This window comes from Curtobacterium flaccumfaciens (assembly GCF_013359815.1).
GTDB lineage: Bacteria > Actinomycetota > Actinomycetes > Actinomycetales > Microbacteriaceae > Curtobacterium > Curtobacterium flaccumfaciens.
In genome coordinates this window covers 71,278-89,081 of record NZ_JABMCF010000036.1, presented here as the reverse complement: position 1 = coordinate 89,081, position 17,804 = coordinate 71,278, and the positions used below count along the sequence as shown (strand labels likewise).

At 71.9% G+C, this 17,804-nt stretch carries 16 protein-coding genes; 10 read left to right on the top strand and 6 right to left on the bottom strand.

Annotated features, from left to right (window positions below):
- Nucleotides 1-25 precede the first annotated feature (25 nt).
- Both HP445_RS08540 and HP445_RS08535 read left to right on the top strand, forming a co-directional pair.
- Entirely contained in the window at nucleotides 26-1,249 is a 1,224-nt protein-coding gene (locus tag HP445_RS08540; RefSeq protein ID WP_164941213.1) for a polysaccharide pyruvyl transferase family protein, read from the top strand.
- A 131-nt stretch (nucleotides 1,250-1,380) separates the two neighbouring features.
- A complete protein-coding gene (locus tag HP445_RS08535) occupies nucleotides 1,381-1,608 on the top strand; it encodes a hypothetical protein (protein ID WP_128781045.1) in 228 nt (75 codons plus the stop codon).
- Nucleotides 1,609-1,614: 6 nt separating this feature from the next.
- Here the strand turns inward: HP445_RS08535 and HP445_RS08530 are convergent, their stop codons facing one another.
- Nucleotides 1,615-2,565, bottom strand: a complete 951-nt coding sequence (locus HP445_RS08530) for a GH25 family lysozyme (RefSeq protein ID WP_128781046.1) — start codon at nucleotides 2,563-2,565, stop codon at nucleotides 1,615-1,617.
- Nucleotides 2,566-2,713: 148 nt separating this feature from the next.
- On the bottom strand, nucleotides 2,714-3,991 hold the full coding sequence (locus HP445_RS08525) for an acyltransferase family protein (protein ID WP_164941214.1): 1,278 nt from the start codon (nucleotides 3,989-3,991) through the stop codon (nucleotides 2,714-2,716).
- Nucleotides 3,992-4,097: 106 nt separating this feature from the next.
- Between HP445_RS08525 and HP445_RS08520 the strand changes: the two genes are divergently transcribed.
- Together HP445_RS08520 and HP445_RS08515 are read left to right on the top strand one after the other, a co-directional pair.
- Entirely contained in the window at nucleotides 4,098-5,969 is a 1,872-nt protein-coding gene (locus HP445_RS08520; protein ID WP_164941215.1) for an ArnT family glycosyltransferase, read from the top strand.
- A gap of 110 nt (nucleotides 5,970-6,079) precedes the next feature.
- A complete protein-coding gene (locus tag HP445_RS08515) occupies nucleotides 6,080-7,111 on the top strand; it encodes a lysylphosphatidylglycerol synthase domain-containing protein (protein ID WP_111029461.1) in 1,032 nt (343 codons plus the stop codon).
- A 291-nt stretch (nucleotides 7,112-7,402) separates the two neighbouring features.
- On the opposite strand, the gene HP445_RS08510 is transcribed toward HP445_RS08515, so the two are convergent.
- Together HP445_RS08510 and HP445_RS08505 are read right to left on the bottom strand one after the other, a co-directional pair.
- On the bottom strand, nucleotides 7,403-8,959 hold the full coding sequence (locus HP445_RS08510; RefSeq protein WP_128781049.1) for a DUF2142 domain-containing protein: 1,557 nt from the start codon (nucleotides 8,957-8,959) through the stop codon (nucleotides 7,403-7,405).
- A gap of 15 nt (nucleotides 8,960-8,974) precedes the next feature.
- Nucleotides 8,975-9,463, bottom strand: a complete 489-nt coding sequence (locus HP445_RS08505) for a GtrA family protein (RefSeq protein ID WP_071406423.1) — start codon at nucleotides 9,461-9,463, stop codon at nucleotides 8,975-8,977.
- Between the two features lie 113 nt (nucleotides 9,464-9,576).
- Here HP445_RS08505 and HP445_RS08500 point away from each other — a divergent pair, with 113 nt between their 5' ends.
- From HP445_RS08500 to HP445_RS08475, 6 genes are all read left to right on the top strand, one after another.
- Nucleotides 9,577-10,713, top strand: coding sequence for a 5-(carboxyamino)imidazole ribonucleotide synthase (locus tag HP445_RS08500; RefSeq protein ID WP_128781050.1), 1,137 nt, complete (start codon nucleotides 9,577-9,579; stop codon nucleotides 10,711-10,713).
- 222 nt (nucleotides 10,714-10,935) lie between these two features.
- Nucleotides 10,936-12,591 carry a glycoside hydrolase family 6 protein gene (locus HP445_RS08495; RefSeq protein WP_128781051.1) on the top strand — a complete coding sequence of 552 codons (1,656 nt, stop codon included), beginning with the start codon at nucleotides 10,936-10,938 and terminating at the stop codon, nucleotides 12,589-12,591.
- 73 nt (nucleotides 12,592-12,664) lie between these two features.
- Nucleotides 12,665-13,762, top strand: a complete 1,098-nt coding sequence (locus tag HP445_RS08490) for a glycosyltransferase (protein WP_128781052.1) — start codon at nucleotides 12,665-12,667, stop codon at nucleotides 13,760-13,762.
- Between the two features lie 9 nt (nucleotides 13,763-13,771).
- Nucleotides 13,772-14,284: a 5-(carboxyamino)imidazole ribonucleotide mutase gene (gene purE, locus HP445_RS08485; RefSeq protein WP_206647624.1), complete on the top strand. Its 513-nt coding sequence runs from the start codon at nucleotides 13,772-13,774 to the stop codon at nucleotides 14,282-14,284.
- 40 nt (nucleotides 14,285-14,324) lie between these two features.
- A complete protein-coding gene (locus tag HP445_RS08480; protein ID WP_128781053.1) occupies nucleotides 14,325-14,597 on the top strand; it encodes a hypothetical protein in 273 nt (90 codons plus the stop codon).
- 237 nt (nucleotides 14,598-14,834) lie between these two features.
- Nucleotides 14,835-15,602 carry a family 16 glycosylhydrolase gene (locus HP445_RS08475; protein ID WP_111029466.1) on the top strand — a complete coding sequence of 256 codons (768 nt, stop codon included), beginning with the start codon at nucleotides 14,835-14,837 and terminating at the stop codon, nucleotides 15,600-15,602.
- 13 nt (nucleotides 15,603-15,615) lie between these two features.
- Here HP445_RS08475 and HP445_RS08470 read toward each other — a convergent pair whose 3' ends face one another.
- Both HP445_RS08470 and rfbD read right to left on the bottom strand, forming a co-directional pair.
- Nucleotides 15,616-16,758 carry a glycosyltransferase family 4 protein gene (locus HP445_RS08470; protein ID WP_110863315.1) on the bottom strand — a complete coding sequence of 381 codons (1,143 nt, stop codon included), beginning with the start codon at nucleotides 16,756-16,758 and terminating at the stop codon, nucleotides 15,616-15,618.
- Nucleotides 16,759-16,948: 190 nt separating this feature from the next.
- Nucleotides 16,949-17,800: a dTDP-4-dehydrorhamnose reductase gene (rfbD, locus tag HP445_RS08465; RefSeq protein WP_111088169.1), complete on the bottom strand. Its 852-nt coding sequence runs from the start codon at nucleotides 17,798-17,800 to the stop codon at nucleotides 16,949-16,951.
- Nucleotides 17,801-17,804 lie beyond the last annotated feature (4 nt).

The following is a 17,804-nucleotide window of genomic DNA, read 5'->3' as shown; positions in this document are numbered from 1 at the left end:
GGACGGTCCGGTAGGCTCTCACCCCGTGCGCGTACTGATCCACAATAGCGATTCGCCCCACAACCGCGGCGACCGGGCGATCCTCGCCGGCAACGTCGAGCTCGTCCGTCGCCGGTGGCCGGACGCCGAGATCGTGTCCCTGTCCCAGTACCCCGAGCGGGACGCCGCGTGGTTCGGGATCCGGTTCCTGCCGGTCTCCCCGTACAGCACCGGCATCGGCGACCTGTTCGCGCTGCTCCGTGCCGCCCGCGGCGCCGACGTGGTGCTCTGGGGTGGCGGTGAGATCCTGAAGGACTACACGAACAAGCTCGGCCTCGTGTACTGGTTCGGCAAGATGCTGCTCGTCCGTGCGGTCAACAAGAAACTCGTCGGGGCGTTCCAGGGCATCGGCCCGACCACCGCCGGGGTCAGCAAGCGCCTGATCCGCGCCACCGTCGACCTGTGCAGCGCCTTCGCCGTCCGCGACGACGAGTCCCGCGAGAAGCTCCTGTCCTGGGGCGTGAAGACGCCGATCGTCTCGTCCTTCGACCCCGCGGTCGTCGGGACGGTCACCCCGCCCGACGCCGAGGTGCTCGAGCGGCTCGAGCGCACCACCGGCCTGACCGCCGAGCAGCTCGAGGGCTCGATCGGCTTCGGCGTCCGTCGCTGGTTCCACTACAAGCGCAGCGGCTGGATCCCGTTCCGGTTCCTGCCGAAGCGCTTCCGCCAGACCGGTGTCGACAGCGACAAGCTCGTGACCTACCGGCAGGCCGTCGCCGATCTCGCCGACCGTGTGATCGACCGCTGGGACGCCGACGTCGTGTTCTACCCGATGCACATGGAGGCGTCCGAGGGTGACGCCGCCTTCGCCCGCGAGGTCATCGCGCTGATGCGGCACGCCGACCGCACCCACGTGGTCGAGGCCGACGAGTTCTCGCCGTCCGAGTACGCCGGGCTGATGTCGCGCAGCCGCCTGTTCCTGGCGAGCCGCCTGCACTCGGCGATCGTCGCGACCATCGCCGGGGTCCCCGCCGCGGTGCTCTACTACGTCGACAAGGGCCGGCTGTTCTTCGAGCAGATGGGCCAGCAGGCCTACTCGAAGCCGATCGAGGCCGCACTCGAGCCCACGTTCGTCGACGACGTCACGGCGCAGCTCGAGGCGCTCGACGCGGACCGCGACGCGGTCCGCGCGCAGCTCGCGCAGGGCGTGGCACGCATGGCGACCGCCCTCGACGCCGACTTCGCCGAGGCGACGCGCGACGTCCGCTGACACCGTGCGCTGACACGGCGGGTGCGAACGCGCGCCCGCGACGGACAGGAGGCCCGTGGCGACACCGCCACGGGCCTCCTGTCCGTTCGTGGTGGCCGAGCGCCGGGGGCGCGCGCCCCTAGGCTGACGACATGACCGAGCGTCGATCCCTCACCGTCGCCGGCGGCGTCACCGCCGCCATCGGCGGAGCCGTCTCCGGAACCGGGGCGCTGATCCTCACCGTGTCCGCCGCGACCGGCGGGAGCTTCCCGTTCGGTGCGGCGTTCCTCGTCTTCGCGGGTGGGCCGTTCCTGCTCGTCGGCGCGGTGCTGTTCGCCGTCGGCTGGTGGCAGGGCCGTCGATCGCAGCGACGTCCCTGACGGGCGTCAGCTCGTCCGGGACGCGAAGCGCTTCAGGTACGTGATGTCGTTGCGGTAGACGTCCTGGTCGCCGGGGAGCGTGCCGCTGGCCGCCCACTGCCAGAAGGTCCACTTCGACCAGCTGCGTCCGAGGGTGCCGGGGGTGGTGAAGTTCTTGACCGGGTAGATCGCGACGAACAGCGGGTTCTTCGAGAACTGGTTGCTGTTGTTCGTGCAGCGCTTCCACCAGTCGGTCGTGGTGTAGATCGCGGGGTACCGACCCGTCTTGGCGACGACGGTCCGGTTGAAGTCCTTGATCCAGGTGCGCATCGCGCCCCACGACTTGCCGTAGCAGGTGCCCTGGGAGGCGCTGCCGTACTCGATGTCGAGCAGCGGCGGCAGGGTCTTGCCGTCCTTGCTCCACTGGCCGCCGTGGGCGAAGAAGTAGTTCGCGGTCGCGGCGCCGCTCGCCTGGCTCGGCTGTGCGTAGACGTAGCCGCCGCGGTACAGGTTGCGCTGCTTGGCGGTGGCGTACTGCTGCTTGTAGGTGGAGCTGACGTACGAGGTGCCCTCGGTCGCCTTCACGTACACGAACCGGGCGCCGTTGCGGTACGCCTGCAGGAAGTTGACGCTCGGCTGCCACGCGCTGATGTCGAAGCCCTGCACCCGGCCGGGGGGAGGCCCGCCGGCGGTGGCGGCAGCGGCCGACGAGCTGAGGGACTGTGCGCTCACGCCGCCGCCCGAGGTCGCGTCGGGGGATGTCGTCACGTGGGTCTCACCGGCGTGGGCGGCGATGCCGGCACCCATGGTGTGGTTGCCGGTGCGGTCCATCTCGGCGATGGAGAGCTGCTGACCGGTGTCGGTGCCGGCGGGTTCGGTGGCGGTCGCGCCGACCGCCGGGCCACTGCCGAAGGTGATGACCCCGGCGACGGCGGCAGCGGTGCCGAGCCCGAGGATCCTGCTGATGGGTGCGCGCATGTGGTCTCGTCTTCCCTGTCGAGATGCCGTGGGCCTGATCTCCCACGCCGCGGTCCGAGCGATGCTACCCGGACTCTGCGACACCTGTCCGTGAGGCGCACACGGGCGGCGTCCGCTGCAGCGTCAGATGCGGTGTCCGCTGCCGGGGCTAGCGGACGGTGCGGGTGCCCTCGTCGTCCGTCTCGACCTCGGGCAGGCGCCCGCGCGAGGAGACCTCGCGGGTGGCGTGCTTCTGCCGGCGGTTCAGGAAGTTGCGCTCCACGAGCCACCACATCCCGACGCAGATCGCCAGGGTGATCGGGATCACCACGAAGACCATCATCAGGAACTGCCACTTCGGGTACAGGCCCATCGGCAGGAGCAGCAGGTTGCCGAGTCCGAGCAACGGGCTGTGGAAGAGGTAGACCGTGTACGACACGAGGCCGGCGAGCACGAACGGCTTCCACGCGAAGAACCGTGCGAGCCAGGTGTGCTGCCCGGTGACCGCCTTGCGGCCCATCCAGGTCAGCAGGATGCCGGCGAAGATGCCGAGGACGACCTCGGACGGCCAGGTCTGGTGCTGCCAGTAGTCGCGGTTTCGGAAGAAGACGAGGAGCATGCCCACGAACATCGCGGCCACGAACGTGCCGCTCTGCCACCGCGGCCCGCCGAGCTTCGAGGTGTTCAGCTTGCCGGTCAGGTGCTCGTCACGGGCCTTCACGGTGAGCTCGGCGGCGAGCATGCCGACCGCGAAGAGGCCGACGAACCACGGGTGCATCCACGAGTAGCGGCTCTCGGCGCCCATCCACATGCCGATGAGGACGAGCGAGGACGCGGTCGCCCACCCGCCGAAGACCTTCCAGAGCGGCAGGATCAGCAGCGGCATGAGGAAGTAGATCTGCCACTCGACGGCGACCGTCCACATCGGGCCGTTGATCTTGCCGATGTACTGCGGGAAGAAGTCGTGCACCAGGAAGAAGTGCGTGAGGAACGTGCCCCAGCCCATCGGCAGCTTCGTGTCCCACTGGGTGCCGCCGGGCTGCCCCATCACCGGGACGAACAGGATGATGAGCGCGAAGACGACGAGCGACGCCCAGTACGGCGGGATGATCCGTCGGGCGCGGCGCCAGATGAACTTCCAGAAGCCGCCGGGCAACCGGTAGCGGTCGAACCGGGTCACGACGGGCAGCATCAGCACGTAGCCGGACAGGACGATGAACAGCGGGACGCCGAGGTAGCCCCAGCCGATGAACGGTCGGAGCCACGGCAGTTCGGTCGGCCCGGTGCCGGTCGTCCCGGTGAAGAGGTACGCGTGGTAGAACACCACGGCCAGGGCGGCGAGACCGCGGAGCCCGTCCAGGTACGGGAACTCGAGCCGGCCCCCTGCGCGGGGAGCGGCCGCCGTCGGTTCGGCTGCGGATTCGGCTGCGCGGGTTTCGGTGGCCAACGAACGTCCTCGAGGTGGTCGGAGCGGGGTCCCCGGCAGTCTCCCACACGCCGAGCGGGGCCCGCGATCCGCCTCGGTGCGGTCCGGCAAGCGAACGGATGTCATGATGAAGCACGTGACCGTGACGACGACCGCAGCACCGCAGAGCACCCACGAGCCCGCACGACGGCGTTCGGGGGCGGGTGCGCGACGGTACCGGCACGTCGTCGCACCCCTGATCCTGGGCGTCCTCGTGGTGATCGGGGTCGCCCTGAGCGCCGCCGTGGCGTACCACAACCGCCTCGGCGTGACGAACGTCGACGGCATCTCCTACATGGGCATCGCGCGCGAGTACGCGAACGGCTGGCTGCCCGACGCGATCAACGCGTACTGGTCGCCGCTGGTCTCGTGGATGATGGCGCCGTTCATCGCCCTCGGGCTCGGCATGCAGACGGCCTTCGCGATCGTGAACTGCTTCGCCGTGGCCGTCGTGCTCGGCATCGGCGGGTGGCTGGTCTGGTCGCAGAACCACCGCATCGTCCCGGCCGTGCTCTTCATGGTCACCGCGATCCCCGCCCTGATGAGCGCCGTGTCGGTGCAGACCCCGGACCTGCTCGTCGTCGCGTGGATCGTCGGGTTCCTCTGGGCGCTCCGGTGGGCCGACCAGGCGCTGCACGGTTCGACGCGTGCGCGGGTCGCCTCGGGCGCGGTGCTCGGCGTCGTGGCCGCGCTCGGGTACTTCACCAAGCTCTTCCTGCTGCCCGTGGCCGTCGGTGCGGTGATCCTCTGGCTGCTGCTGCGCGTCTGGTCCGCCCGTCGCCGCCGCGAGCCCGTCCGGCACTGGTGGACGGCCCCGGTCGCCACGATCGTCGTGTTCGCCGTCGTCATCGCCCCGTGGGTCGGCGCACTGACCCTCAAGTACGGCACGGTGACGCTCGGGTCGTCGCTGTCGGTCAACATCGGTTCGAAGTTCGACGACGGCGGCCGTGCCACGGACTGGCCGTTCCTGCCGGTCCCGCCCAACGACCACGCCTTCTCGCCCAACGAGGACTTCACCCCGTCGGTCTACAAGCAGGGCCCGATGGACAACCCGGACCCCGCCGTGGTGCCGCCGCCCACGCAGTCGACCACCGAGGACACCGCGCCGAAGGTCACGAAGGAGTCCGGCATCGCGGCCCGTGCCGGGTACTACCTGCACGAGCGCATGCTCGCCCTGCCGTACTACCTGCAGAAGATCAGCACCTTCGCCCCGTTCGCGGCGCCGATCGCCCTGCTCTTCGCGGCGGCACTCGTCATCGGTGTCGTGCGGTTCCGCCGCTACGCGTTCACCTGCATCGTCGCGGCGACGACCCTGGTGTACTTCGTCGGCTACGGCATGATCACGTCGTCGTCGAGCGGCGGCGGCAACGCCCGGTACTACTGGCCGCTGTTCTACCTGACGGCGATGATCGGGGCGCTCATGCTGCCGGCGGTCTGGCGGCTGGTGCGCCGTCGGGGTGTGGTCCGGACGATCGTGGCGTGCGTCGCGATCGCGGTCGTGCCGGTCGCCTCGTACACGCAGAACTGGTTCGGGTCCCCGGCGCCGTTCTACCCGTCGGTCAACCGCACCGAGGCGCTGCGGGTGTTCGGGCCGACGGACGTGCCGGAGATCGTCCGGCTCGCCGACCAGATCCGGGCGAGCGGCGCGCTGCCCGAGGACGCCACCGTCATCGGCTCGAACTACCGCTCGCTCTCCTCGCTCGCGTTCCTGACCGACACGCGTGTGTACGGTCGCTCAGGTCAGGGCTACACGTACCACTCGGACGCGATGCGCAAGCTGTTCATCGACGAGGGCGTGCAGTACTTCGTGCAGTTCGACCCGGCGACCGCCCCGGCCCGCGACTACTCGGTGGCCGGCAAGCTGGTCGGCACGTACAACGCGACGATCTCGTGCAGCGCCGACCGCTCCACCGACCCGGAGATCCCCTGCCGCGTGCAGATCGTCAAGCTCGCCCGGTGACGCTCGATCGTTGACGTCCCCGGTACCCGCTCCCTGCGGCAGCACCGCAGGGAGCGGCCCGCCCCAGCGTCTACCATGACCTGAGCCCGTGACCTGAGCAGGAGACCCGTTTGTCCGCAAGCACCAGCGACACCCCCGCGCCCGAGGGGAAGCGTCCGTCGAAGCGACGACGGTTCCTCGGCAAGGCGATCCCCATCGCCTTCTACGTCCTGCTCGCGGTGTTCCTCGTGCTGTACGTCCGGAGCGTCGACTGGGGACAGCTCGCCGGGCTCGACTGGCAGTGGTCGTGGGTGATCCTCGCGACGGTGATCAGCCTCGGCTTCCGGTACTGGGGCGTCGGCATCTGGTTCTACCTGCTGCGACGGCTCGGCGCGACCGGGCTCAAGGGCAGCGGCGTCACCCTGACCTACGTGTACGCGAAGTCCTGGATGGGCCGCTACATCCCCGGTGCCGCGACCTGGATCATCGGCAAGGTCTACTTCGCCTCGAAGCACGGCGTCTCGAAGGCCCGCCTCGGCGTCAGCGGCCTGCTGGAAGGTGCGCTGCAGATCGCCGCCACCCTGGCCCTGGCGCTCGTGCTGCTGCTCATCGACCCGCGGACGCACAACCTCGACCCGTGGCTCATCGTCCTGATGATCGCGGCGTTCGTGGGCTGCGTCGTCTGCCTGATCCCGCGCGTGTTCGTGTTCCTGATCGGGATCGCGCTGAAGATCCTGCGTCGCAAGCCGCTCGAGGCCGACGTCCGTCCGAACCTCGGCACGGTCCTCGGCGGAGCCGGGCTCTACGTCGCGGGTGCGGTGCTGTCCGGCACGGCGTACTACTTCATCACCCTCGGCGTGTACCCGTCGCTGAAGCTCACCGACGCGGCGTTCGTGATCGGTGCCGCGAGCATGGCCTCGGCGATCAGCATGCTGGCCGTCTTCGCCCCCGGCGGGCTCGGCGTCCGCGAGGGCGTGCAGGCCCTCCTGCTCGCGCTCGTCATGCCGGCGCCCATCGCACTGGTCGTGGTCGTCGTCACCCGTGTCTGGAGCCTCGCGGTCGACGGACTCTTCCTGCTCTGCGCCGCGGCCCCGACGTGGTTCCGGCGCAACCGCCCGACCGACGACCCCTCCGCGGTCGAGGGCGGCGTCCCCGCCGCCTGACGCGCGTCGCGCGCGTCGCTTCGTGAGCAGCAATGGTCGGGTCCGGATGACGGACCCGACCATTCCTGCTCACGGAGTGGGGCACCGGTCGCGCGTGACGACGGACGGGAGGCCCGTGCCAGCTGGCACCGGGCCTCCCGTCCGTCTGTGGGTGCGCCCACCGCCCACCGCGCGCCGTCCGCCGAGGGGTCACGAAGTGTCGCCTGCGGCCGCGCCTGCCGACAGTTCGCGACCCCTCGGCGCCGGGCCTGCGGCACGTCGTGCCACCGCGGCGCTCCGCGGCCGGGCGTGTCAGCGGACGGGAACCGTCGTCGGCAGGGCGCGACGGTCGGCGCGCGCGACCTGCACGACCGACGCGACGAGCCCCACCGCGACCAGGGCCACGACGACCACGAGCACCGCGGGTGGCACCGGCCCGATCTCGGAGTACCGCAGCAGCCCGCGGCCGGTCACCGGGAACAGCGCCGCGTTCCAGAACCAGGCCGACGCCACCGCGAAGCCGTACACGCCCACCGCGGGCAGCACGACGGCCAGCGCCACCGCGGCCCAGGTGCGTGCCCGGCCGGCCGGCACCAGGCGTCGCCACGCGAGCGCGCTCAGCACGATCAGGCAGACGATCGCGGGGAAGTAGTACCGGCCCTGGGTGGCGGCGACCTCGGTGGTGGTGAGGTACGAGTGCGCGCTCGTGCGGTTCTGGATGCCGATCAGGAGCGCCGGGAACACCGCGAGGCACAGGGCCACCCGCAGGTCCGGGCCGCGGCGGAACGCCCAGCCGACCAGCACCACGAGGGCGACGAGGGTCAGGACGGCGGTGAGCAGGTCGCCGATGGTCACCTGGGCGCGACCGCCGAAGCTGCCCCAGAACGTGCGCGACAGGGTGCCCCAGCTGACGTCGAGGAAGTGTCCGAGCGTGGGGCTCTCGCCCGGCGGGAAGTCCTTCGGGGGCCGCATCGCCGTGTAGCCGTTCGGCTGGATCCGGCCGTACGACACGAGGTTGTGCAGCCACCACCAGGCACCGATGCCGCCGGAGACCGCCATCGTGACGACCGTGCGGACGATCCGTTGCCGCAGGGAGAGCACCCCCGCACCGGCGAACAGCACCACCACCGCGACGAACGGCACCGCCGGCAACCCGGTGCCCTTGATCCAGACCAGGGCCCCGAGGGCCACCGCCAGTGCGATCGTGGTGCGCCAGCGGGTGTCACCGGTGAGCAGACGGGTGGCGAGCCAGACGACGATCCCGGCGACGAGCAGCACCGGGGCGTCGTTCGAGAACGACGAGCCGATGGACGCGAGCTCGGGCGTCGCGAACACGGCGAGGGCCCCGATCAACGCGGCACGGGGGCTGCGGGTCACCCGGCGGACCGACGCCCAGGCGAGCAGCGGGAGCGCGGTGACGGCCAGCACGTCGGCCAGCCGGAGAGCGACGAACGCGTGGTCCCAGCGGAGCTCGCCGAAGTCGACGGCCCGGAGCACGGCGGCTCCGGCCAGGTAGGCGGTCGGCGGGTGCTGGGTCATCTGGTTGACCGTCGCCGAGGGTCCTGGTGCGTTCTGCAGCAGCTCGCTCACCGTCGACCACTCGTCGGACGGCTTCGTCGCCTGTTCGACCTTCGCGGCCTGCACGGCGTTGGTGACGTGCAGCTCGCCGGGGGCCGCCCAGGCGTCACCGAGGGCGACGTGCACGGCGGCGTCGATGTGCGCGGTCTCGTCGGGGGCCTCGAACACCGGGACGAGCAACGCCCACGCCACCAGCCAGAGCCCGAAGGTCGCCGTGATCACCGCGATCGCGACACGTTCCCAGCGCGCGGTGCGGGGTGGGGCGGGGGTGGTGGTCGTCTCGGCCGTCACCCCACCGATCCTAGGTCAGACGTCGTGGGGGACCCGCGGGCCGTCGGACACCGACTCGTCCGCGGCGGCCGGCTGCGTGGCCGTGCGCTCGGGGTGGTAGACCCAGACCTTGTAGAGCCAGAACCGGAAGACCGTGCCGAGCACGAGCCCGATGATGTTCGCGACGTTGTCGGCGAGCACCGAGGTGAGCCCCATCGCGTAGTGGGACACCCCGAGGCAGGCGAGTGCGATGACCATGCCGCCGAGCGACACGACGACGAACTCGATGCCCTCGCGGGTGGCCACGGCGCGACGCTGCTCGCGGAACGTCCAGTACCGGTTGCCCATCCAGTTCACGAAGATCGCCACGACGGTGGAGATGACCTTCGCCCAGAACGGCCCCGAGTGGACGTCCTCGGGGTTCAGGACGGTGATGCGCAGCACGTTGAACACCGTGGTGTCCACGACGAAGCCGACGGCACCGACGACGCCGAAGCGTGCCAGCTGGGCGATGAGGCGCCGCACGAGCCCTCCAGGATCCGTAGAGTTGTGACCGGTCGTGCAGAGCGCGACCCGAACAGCGATTGTAGACAACGCGTTCCCACCGCACGGTGGGAGCGCCGGAAGGATCACACAGCATGGCGTTGCGCGTCGGGGTCATCGGTGGGGGACAGCTGGCACGGATGATGGTGCCGGCCGCGGTCGAACTGGGGATCGACATCCGGGTGCTCGCCGAGGGGCCGGGCATGTCCGCCGCGATCGCCGCCACCGCCGAGGGCGACTACCACGACGCCGCCACGGTGCTCGAGTTCGCCCGACAGGTCGACGTCGTGACCTTCGACCACGAGCACGTGCCGCAGGACGTCCTGCGCAGCCTGGTCGACGCGGGCGTGTCGGTCCACCCCGGACCGGACGCGCTGGCCGTCGCCCAGGACAAGATCACCATGCGTCGCCGGCTGAGCGAACTCGGGCTGCCGGTGCCCGACTGGGCGGCCGTGCAGGGGCACGACGACCTCCGAGCGTTCCTGGCGGACCACGGTGGCCGTGCCGTCGTCAAGACGCCGCGGGGCGGGTACGACGGCAAGGGCGTCCGGGTCGTCTCCGACGCGTCCGACGTCGACGACTGGTTCATCGCCGTGGCCGAGGCCGGCGGCGACCAGGCGCTCCTGGTCGAGGAGCTCGTCCCCTTCACCCGCGAGCTCGCGCAGTCCGTGGCACGCCGTCCCTCCGGGCAGGTCGTCGCCTGGCCGCTCGTCGAGACCGTGCAGCGCGACGGGGTCTGCGCCGAGGTCATCGCACCGGCCCCGGACAGCGCCGGCCGGATCGCCGACCTGACCGAGTCGATCGCCGTCCGCATCGCGGAGGAACTCGGTGTGACCGGTGTGCTGGCGGTCGAGCTGTTCCAGACCGACGACGAGCGCATCCTCATCAACGAGCTCGCGATGCGTCCGCACAACACCGGGCACTGGACCATCGACGGCGCCACCACGAGCCAGTTCGAACAGCACCTGCGCGCCGTCCTCGACCTGCCGCTCGGGGCCACCGGCTCGTTCGCCCCCGCGTCCGTCATGGTCAACGTGCTCGGCGGACCCGCGGACGGCGACCTCGCCGCCCGGTACCCCGCAGCGCTCGAGGCCTTCCCCGAGGCGAAGTACCACTTCTACGGCAAGGCGCCCCGGCCCGGCCGGAAGATCGGGCACGTCACGGTGCTCGGCGACGACGTCGACGACGTCGTCTACCGTGCCCGCGCGGCCGCGGCGCACTTCGACGACTGAGACGGTGTCCGCGACACCGGGTCGCGTCCTCGACGTGACCGGCTGACGGACGGGAGGCCCGTGGCGACGCCGCCACGGGCCTCCCGTCCGTCACGGGTGCGGGACACACTTGTCGGTCGCTCTGCGGACACCCCCTCGGGTGGCACCCGCTCGGGAGGCTGGCGGGGGCCGGGAGCGCATGTTCCCCTGGTACAGTCCGTGCCCACCGTCCAGGGAGTCCCCATGCGCCGCCGTCCGCGTCGTGCCGCCGTCTGCGGCGCAGCCATCGCCCTCGTCGCAGCCGTCGCCGGCCTGCTGCCGACCGCGACCGCGTCCGCAGCGACCTCGGCCTCGACCATCCGCTCGGCCACGTCCGCGTCGCTCTACGGCGCCGGGCCGTACCGGTCGCCGACGAGCGAGGCCGCGAAGGCGCAGGCCGCCCTGGCCGCCACCGACCCGGCCGGGGCCGCTGCGGCGGCGAAGATCGCCGGGTACCCCGTCGCGACCTGGCTCGGCGACTGGAGCCAGGGGACGCAGCTGACCAAGACCATCAGCACCGCCCTCACCCGTGCCGAACAGTCCGGCACCACCCCCGTGTTCGTGCTCTACGCGATCCCCGACCGTGACTGCGGCGGGTACTCCGCCGGCGGCTTCGACGAGGGGTCCTACGACGCCTGGGTCGACCAGGTCACCGCGGCGCTCGCCGGGCACCGTGCAGCCGTCATCGTCGAACCGGACTCGCTCGCGATGCTCAGCAACGCCAAGTGCAGCACCGCGCTCGACGAGCAGCGCTACCGGATCCTGTCCCGCACCGTCGCCGGGCTGACCGCCGCCGGGGTCCCCGCCTACCTGGACGCCGGCAACTCGAACTGGGTGCAGCCCGCGCTGATGGCGTCGCGGCTGAACAGCGCGGGCGTGCAGCAGGCCCGCGGGTTCTTCACGAACGTCGCGAACTACTACCCGACCGCCCAGGAGCAGGCGTACGCGCAGAAGGTGTCCGCCGCCACCGGGGGCTCGCACTACGTCATCGACACCTCGCGCAACGGGCAGGGCTGGCGTGGCACCTGGTGCAACGGGCCGGGGGCCGGGCTCGGCACCTCGCCCCGGGTGGTCTCCGACGGCACGGCGCTCGACGCCCTGCTGTGGGTCAAGACCCCCGGCGCGAGCGACGGCACCTGCAACGGGGCCCCGGCCGCCGGCAAGTGGTTCTCGACGTACGCGCAGGCCCTCGTCGCGAACGCTCGCCTGGGTGTGCCCGCCGCCGACCTGACCCCCCGTGGCACGCTCGAGGCCGTCGCCGGAGCCGGCGGCGGCGTCCGCGTGTCCGGGTGGGCCTACGACGAGGACGACCCCACGCAGCCCGTGCGGGTCCGTGCCACCGTCGACGGCGTCTCGGCCGGCGTCACCACCGCCGGGCTCGACCGGCCGGACGTCGACGCGCGCTTCGGGGTCGGCGCGACCCACGGCTTCGACGTCGTGGTGCCCACCGCGGCCGGCGCTCGCCGCGTCTGCGTCACCGCGGTGAACATCGGCGCGGGGTCGGACACCCCGCTCGGCTGCTCGACCGTCCGCGCCTACCGGCACGACCCGTACGCCGAACTGGAGTCCGCCAAGGCCGCGACCCGGGGCATCGCGGTGCGTGGCTGGGCGTTCGACGGCGACGCGGTGGCCTCGGTGAGCCGGGTGGCGATCACCGTCGACGGCAAGCGGGTGACGTCGCTGGACGCCGGTCGGAAGCGCGCCGACGTGGACGCGACCTGGGGCTCCGGTGGCTCGCACGGCTTCGCGGGCACCGTCCGGGCTGCGGCCGGCAAGCACACCGTCTGCGCGATCGTCCACAACACCGGGAGCGGAGCGGACCGCAGGGCGTCGCCGTGCCGGACGGTGACCGTGCGCTGAGGGGGCGTCCGCCGCGCGGCGTTCTCCGTGCGGCGTCCGTCGCACGGTGCGCGGCGTGCGAGAGGATGGGCGCATGCAGCGTGATCTCGTCCGCCGGGCCGCCGGACGCCTGCGCCGCGCCGTCGCGGGTGCCCCGCCACAGCCGGCGCCCCTGCCCGTCCTCGGGTACGTCGTCGCGGGCGGTGGCGGCGCCCACCCGGCCTCGGCACACGTCCGTGTCGTCCGCCGCACCGAGCACCTGGCTGCGAGCGGCACCGCCGAGGTACGCCAGGTGGATCCGGCGGCGTTCGTCGACGGCTCCGACCAGGCGCCCTACGCCGCACTCCTGGTGCAGCGGGACATCCTTCCCCGTGCCGACGTGCAGCCCTTCCTGGCAGCAGCCGCCTCCCGGGGCATCCGCGTCGTGGCCGAGGTCGACGACGACTTCTTCACCGAGTCCGGACGCGCCCGCTTGGCCCGCGCCGAGTACGACCCCGACCGGCTCGCCTCGATCGACGCCCTGGTGCGCGGTGCCGACACCGTCGTCGTGAGCACGCCCGAACTCGCCGACGTGGTCCGTCCGGTGGCGCGGGACGTCGTCGTCGTGCCGAACGCCCTCGACCCGACGATCTGGACTGCCGGCCCCACCGCGGACGACGACGAACGGCCCGCGGGGGAGCACCGCGTGCTGTACATGGGCACGCTCACCCACGCCGCGGACCTCGAGCTCCTGCGTGACGTCTTCGCCGACCTCACCACCGCCGACGGCACCCCGATCCGGCTCGAGGTCATCGGGGTGACCGACGAGGGCGGTGCCGACTGGTTCCGCCGGGTCGAGGTCCCTGACGGGCACTATCCGGCGTTCTCCCGATGGCTCGTGGCGCACCGGGAGCGCTGGCGGGCGGGCGTCGCACCGCTCCGTGACGAGGAGTTCAACCGCGCGAAGAGCGACCTGAAGTTCCTCGAGTACACCGCGCTCGGGCTGCCCGCCGTGGTGTCCGACCGTCCCTCCTACGCCGTCGCACGGGCCCACGGGGCCGTGGCCGTGCCGGACGACGTCCATGCGTGGCGGGACGCCGTCCGGACCGCCGTCGACCGTGGCCGGGCGGACGAGGGGGCGGCCCGCTGGGTCGCCGAGGACCGCACGATCGGCCGAGACGGCGACACCTGGCGACGCGTGCTGCTCGGCTAGGCTCGTCGCGTGACCGACACCGCCGCACCCGCACAGCCGCTCGTCTCGATCATCATGGGGTCGGACTCCGACTGGCCGACCATGCGGGCCGCGGCGGACATCCTCACCGAACTCGGCATCCCGTTCGAGGCGGACGTCGTGTCGGCGCACCGCACGCCGGACAAGATGACCCGTTTCGCCCGCGGCGCCGCAGCTCGTGGCATCCGGGTCGTCATCGCCGGGGCCGGCGGAGCGGCACACCTGCCGGGCATGGTGGCCTCGATGACGACGCTCCCGGTGATCGGTGTCCCGGTGCAGCTCGCGCGTCTCGACGGCCTCGACTCGCTGCTCTCGATCGTGCAGATGCCGGCGGGGATCCCGGTCGCGACGATGGCGATCAACGGTGCTGCCAACGCCGGTCTGCTGGCCGCGCGCATCATCGGTTCCTCGGAGCCGGCCGTCGCCGCTCGCCTGACCGAGTACGCCGACGGGCTCGAGCGCCTGGTCGAGGAGAAGGCGGCGCGCCTCCGCGACTCGCTCTGAGGCCGCCGCTGCGGGGTCCGAGCCGCGCTACGGTAGCGGGATGCGCCATGCCGTCCTCGTCCTCGTCCTCTCCGCGGTCGCCGTGGTCGCCGCGGTGGTCTGCGTGGTCGCTGCGGGCGCGGCCGGTCCGGTGAACCCCGTGGCGGGGTGGTTCCGCGGCGCGGGCCCGGACGTCGTGGCGACGAAGTCGCAGTTCGATGCGTGGTTCGCGGCGCTCCACGTCGCCGAGGCCGCAGCGGTCGTCGCCGTCCTCGCCGTGGTGGCCGCCGTCGTGGTCGCCGTCGTCGCTCGACGCCGTCGCGCACGGCCCTGACCCCACCACCCGACGTCGGCGCGCAGCTGATCCGACCGATGCCGACGCCACGCCACGCGCACTGACCAGGACTTCTTGCCCGACGGCTGATCCTCGCGCAAGCCCCGTGTACTGGGGGTGCGCTGAAGTGTCAACCCCCAGGCGCAGATTGTGGACAGCAACTACCGTGAACGCCGGGCAGTCGAGATCCGATGGCCCGGCACCCACGGGAACGGGTGCGAACAGTCACGTCAGGGAGTGACCGACCTCATGCAGAAGCGCACCACCAGGAGGGCCGCACTCGCCGTCGTGCTCCTCGGAGCAGCACTCGTCGCCGGACCGCTCGGTCAGGGGACCGCAGCGACCGCCAGCTCGGCACCGCTCGGCGACGTCGGGAACTTCAAGCAGACCTTCCGCGAGCAGTTCAGCACCGCGGCCAGTGCGAAGGGCGCCTTCGCCAAGAAGTACGCCAACTCGTGGCAGCCGTACCCGGACGGGACCGGCGGCATGTACTACTCGGGTTCGCAGATCAGCTCGCACAACGGGTACATGGACGTCAAGCTCGACGGCAAGCACGGCGCCGCCGGCACCTTCGGCACGCCGACGGGAGCCTGGGGCCACAAGGGCGGCAAGTTCATCGTCCGCGCCAAGGCCACGGGCGGTGCCGGCAACGGCGCGGCCTTCATGCTCTGGCCGTCGTCCGACCGCTGGGCCGACGGGGAGATCGACTACCCCGAGGCCAACTTCGACCAGCAGCCGATGCTGCACCACCACTCGATGATCGCGGGCCAGGAGGCCAACGCGACGAGCCTGAGCACCGGCGTCTCGTGGCGCTCGTGGCACACGTACTCGATCGAGTGGATCCCCGGGAAGTCCGTGCGCTACCGCCTCGACGGCAAGGTGATCAAGACGATCACCTACGACGTGCCGAAGACCGCGCACCGCTACATGTTCCAGGTGGGCGACTGGGGCGACGCGGGGCACCTGTACATCGACTGGGTCAGCACCTACACGTACAAGGGCTGACGCGCTCCGACCGTCAGAGGTCGGCGTGCAGCTGCCAGGTCTCCGCGGCGGAGTCGGACCAGTCGTACATGCGTGCGCGGTCCGGCCCCGCCACGGCCAGCCGGCTGGACAGCTGCGGGTCGTTCACGACCTGGTAGACGGCCTGTGCGAGCCGTGCGGGGTAGGACTCCCGCGGTGACCGGGCGACGGTGACGCCGGCGTCCGACGCGACCTCCGCCACGGCGGGGTCGTCGGAGTGGATCACCGGGGTGCCGAAGCTCATCGCTTCGATCACGGGCAGGCCGAAGCCCTCGGCGAGGCTGGGGAACACGAACACCGTCGCACGGTCGTAGACCACCGCGAGGTCCGCGTCGTCGATGCGGCCGAGGACCTTCACCCGGTCGCGCGACAGTCCCGCGCGCTCCGCGGTGCCGTACACGTCGACGTCGCCCCAGCCGTCCGGACCGGAGATGACGAGGGGCACGTCGCTGGGGGCGTCCGGGTGGGCCATCGCCTCGATCAGGGACGCGAGGGCCTTGCGCGGCTCGAGCGTGCCGACCGCGAGCACGTAGCGGTCCGGCAGGCCGAGGCGCTCGGCGCGCAGGTCGGCGTCGACGGGCAGGCGGAGGCGTCCGCTCGGGGCGCCGCCGATCACGCGGAGCCGGTCGTCGAACCGGTGGATCTCGTTCAGCGCGCCCGCCACGGCGTGGGTCGGCACCACGACGGCGTCGGCGTGCTTCCACGCCCGCTTCACCATCGCCTTGTGGAAGTGGACGCCGCGCGGCGTGAGGGTCTCGGGGTTGGTCCACGGCACCACGTCGTGCACGGTCACCACGGTCTGCCGGCCCGGGTCCTGGAAACGGTCGTGCTTGACCAGTGGTGCGAGCACGCTCGGCGCGTGCACCATGCCCTTCGCGATGCCGCCCACGAACCCGCCCTGCCAGGCGAGCGACAGCTCACGACGTGGCAGCGGCAGTCGCTGCAGGTCGGACAGTCCGGGCAGGAGCGTGCGCAGGTGCGCCATCTCGTCGGACCCGACGGCGGAGACCACACCCGCGACCTCGCAGCCGCTCGGCGCGTGCTCGACGAGGTGTCGCGCGAGCTCCTCGGCGTAGCGCCCGATGCCGCCCGGCACGGGCGCGACGATCTGGTCGACGATGACGTGGAGGGTGGTCATGGTGCTGTGCTCCTCGTCGTGGTTCGTGGACCCGTGGTCAGGGGGCCGAGGGCCGGCCCCGCGCTCGGCTGCCCGACACTACCAGGGTGGTCCCGGTGCCCCCTGGGCGCGGTCGGTGGTCGGACAGGAGGCGCGGGTCGGGTCCGCGGTGTGCGGAACCCGACCCGCGCCTCCCGGTCGAGAGCCGTGCCTACGCGGTCAGCGCACCCGCCGCGACCGCAGCGTGCAACGCGTCCCGCCAGTCGCGCATCGGCGCGAGTCCGGCACGCGACCAGCCGTCGTGGCCGAGCACGCTGTACGCCGGGCGCGGCGCCGGCCGGACGAAGGCGGCGCTGTCGGTGGGCAGCACGCGCTCCGGGTCGAGCCCGAGTTCGCGGTAGATGGCCTGCGTGAAGTCGAACCAGGAACCCTGGCCGGCGTTCGTCCCGTGGTAGATGCCCGCGGGGGCGTCCCCGTCGACGAGCTCGACGATCCGCGCGGCGAGGTCGCCCGTCCACGTCGGCTGGCCGACCTGGTCGGTGACGACGCTGACGGTGTCGTGCGATCCCGCGAGCCGGAGCATCGTCGCGGCGAAGTTCGGCCCGTGCGCGCCGTAGATCCACGCGGTGCGGACGACGTACGAGGTGTCCGGGGCGATCGCGCGCACGAACGCTTCGCCGGCGGCCTTGGTGCGGCCGTAGGCGTTGATCGGGTCGGTCGGGGCGTCCTCGGCGTAGGGCGCGGTGCCGTTGCCGTCGAAGACGTAGTCGGTCGACACGGTGACGAGCTTCGCGCCGTGGCGGACCGCGGCCTCGGCCAGGAGCTTCGGCCCCGTCGCGTTGACCGCGTGGGCGTCGTCCTCGTGGTCTTCCGCGTCGTCGACCTTCGTGTAGGCGGCGGAGTTGATCACGACGTCGTGCCCGGCGACGGCGGCGTCCACCGCGGCCGGGTCGGTGATGTCGAGGTCCGCCCGCGACAGCGCGGTGACGTCGCGGCCGGCGAGTGCGGCCTGGAGGTCCTGGCCGAGCATGCCGGCGGCGCCGGTGATGAGGTACCTGGTCACGGTG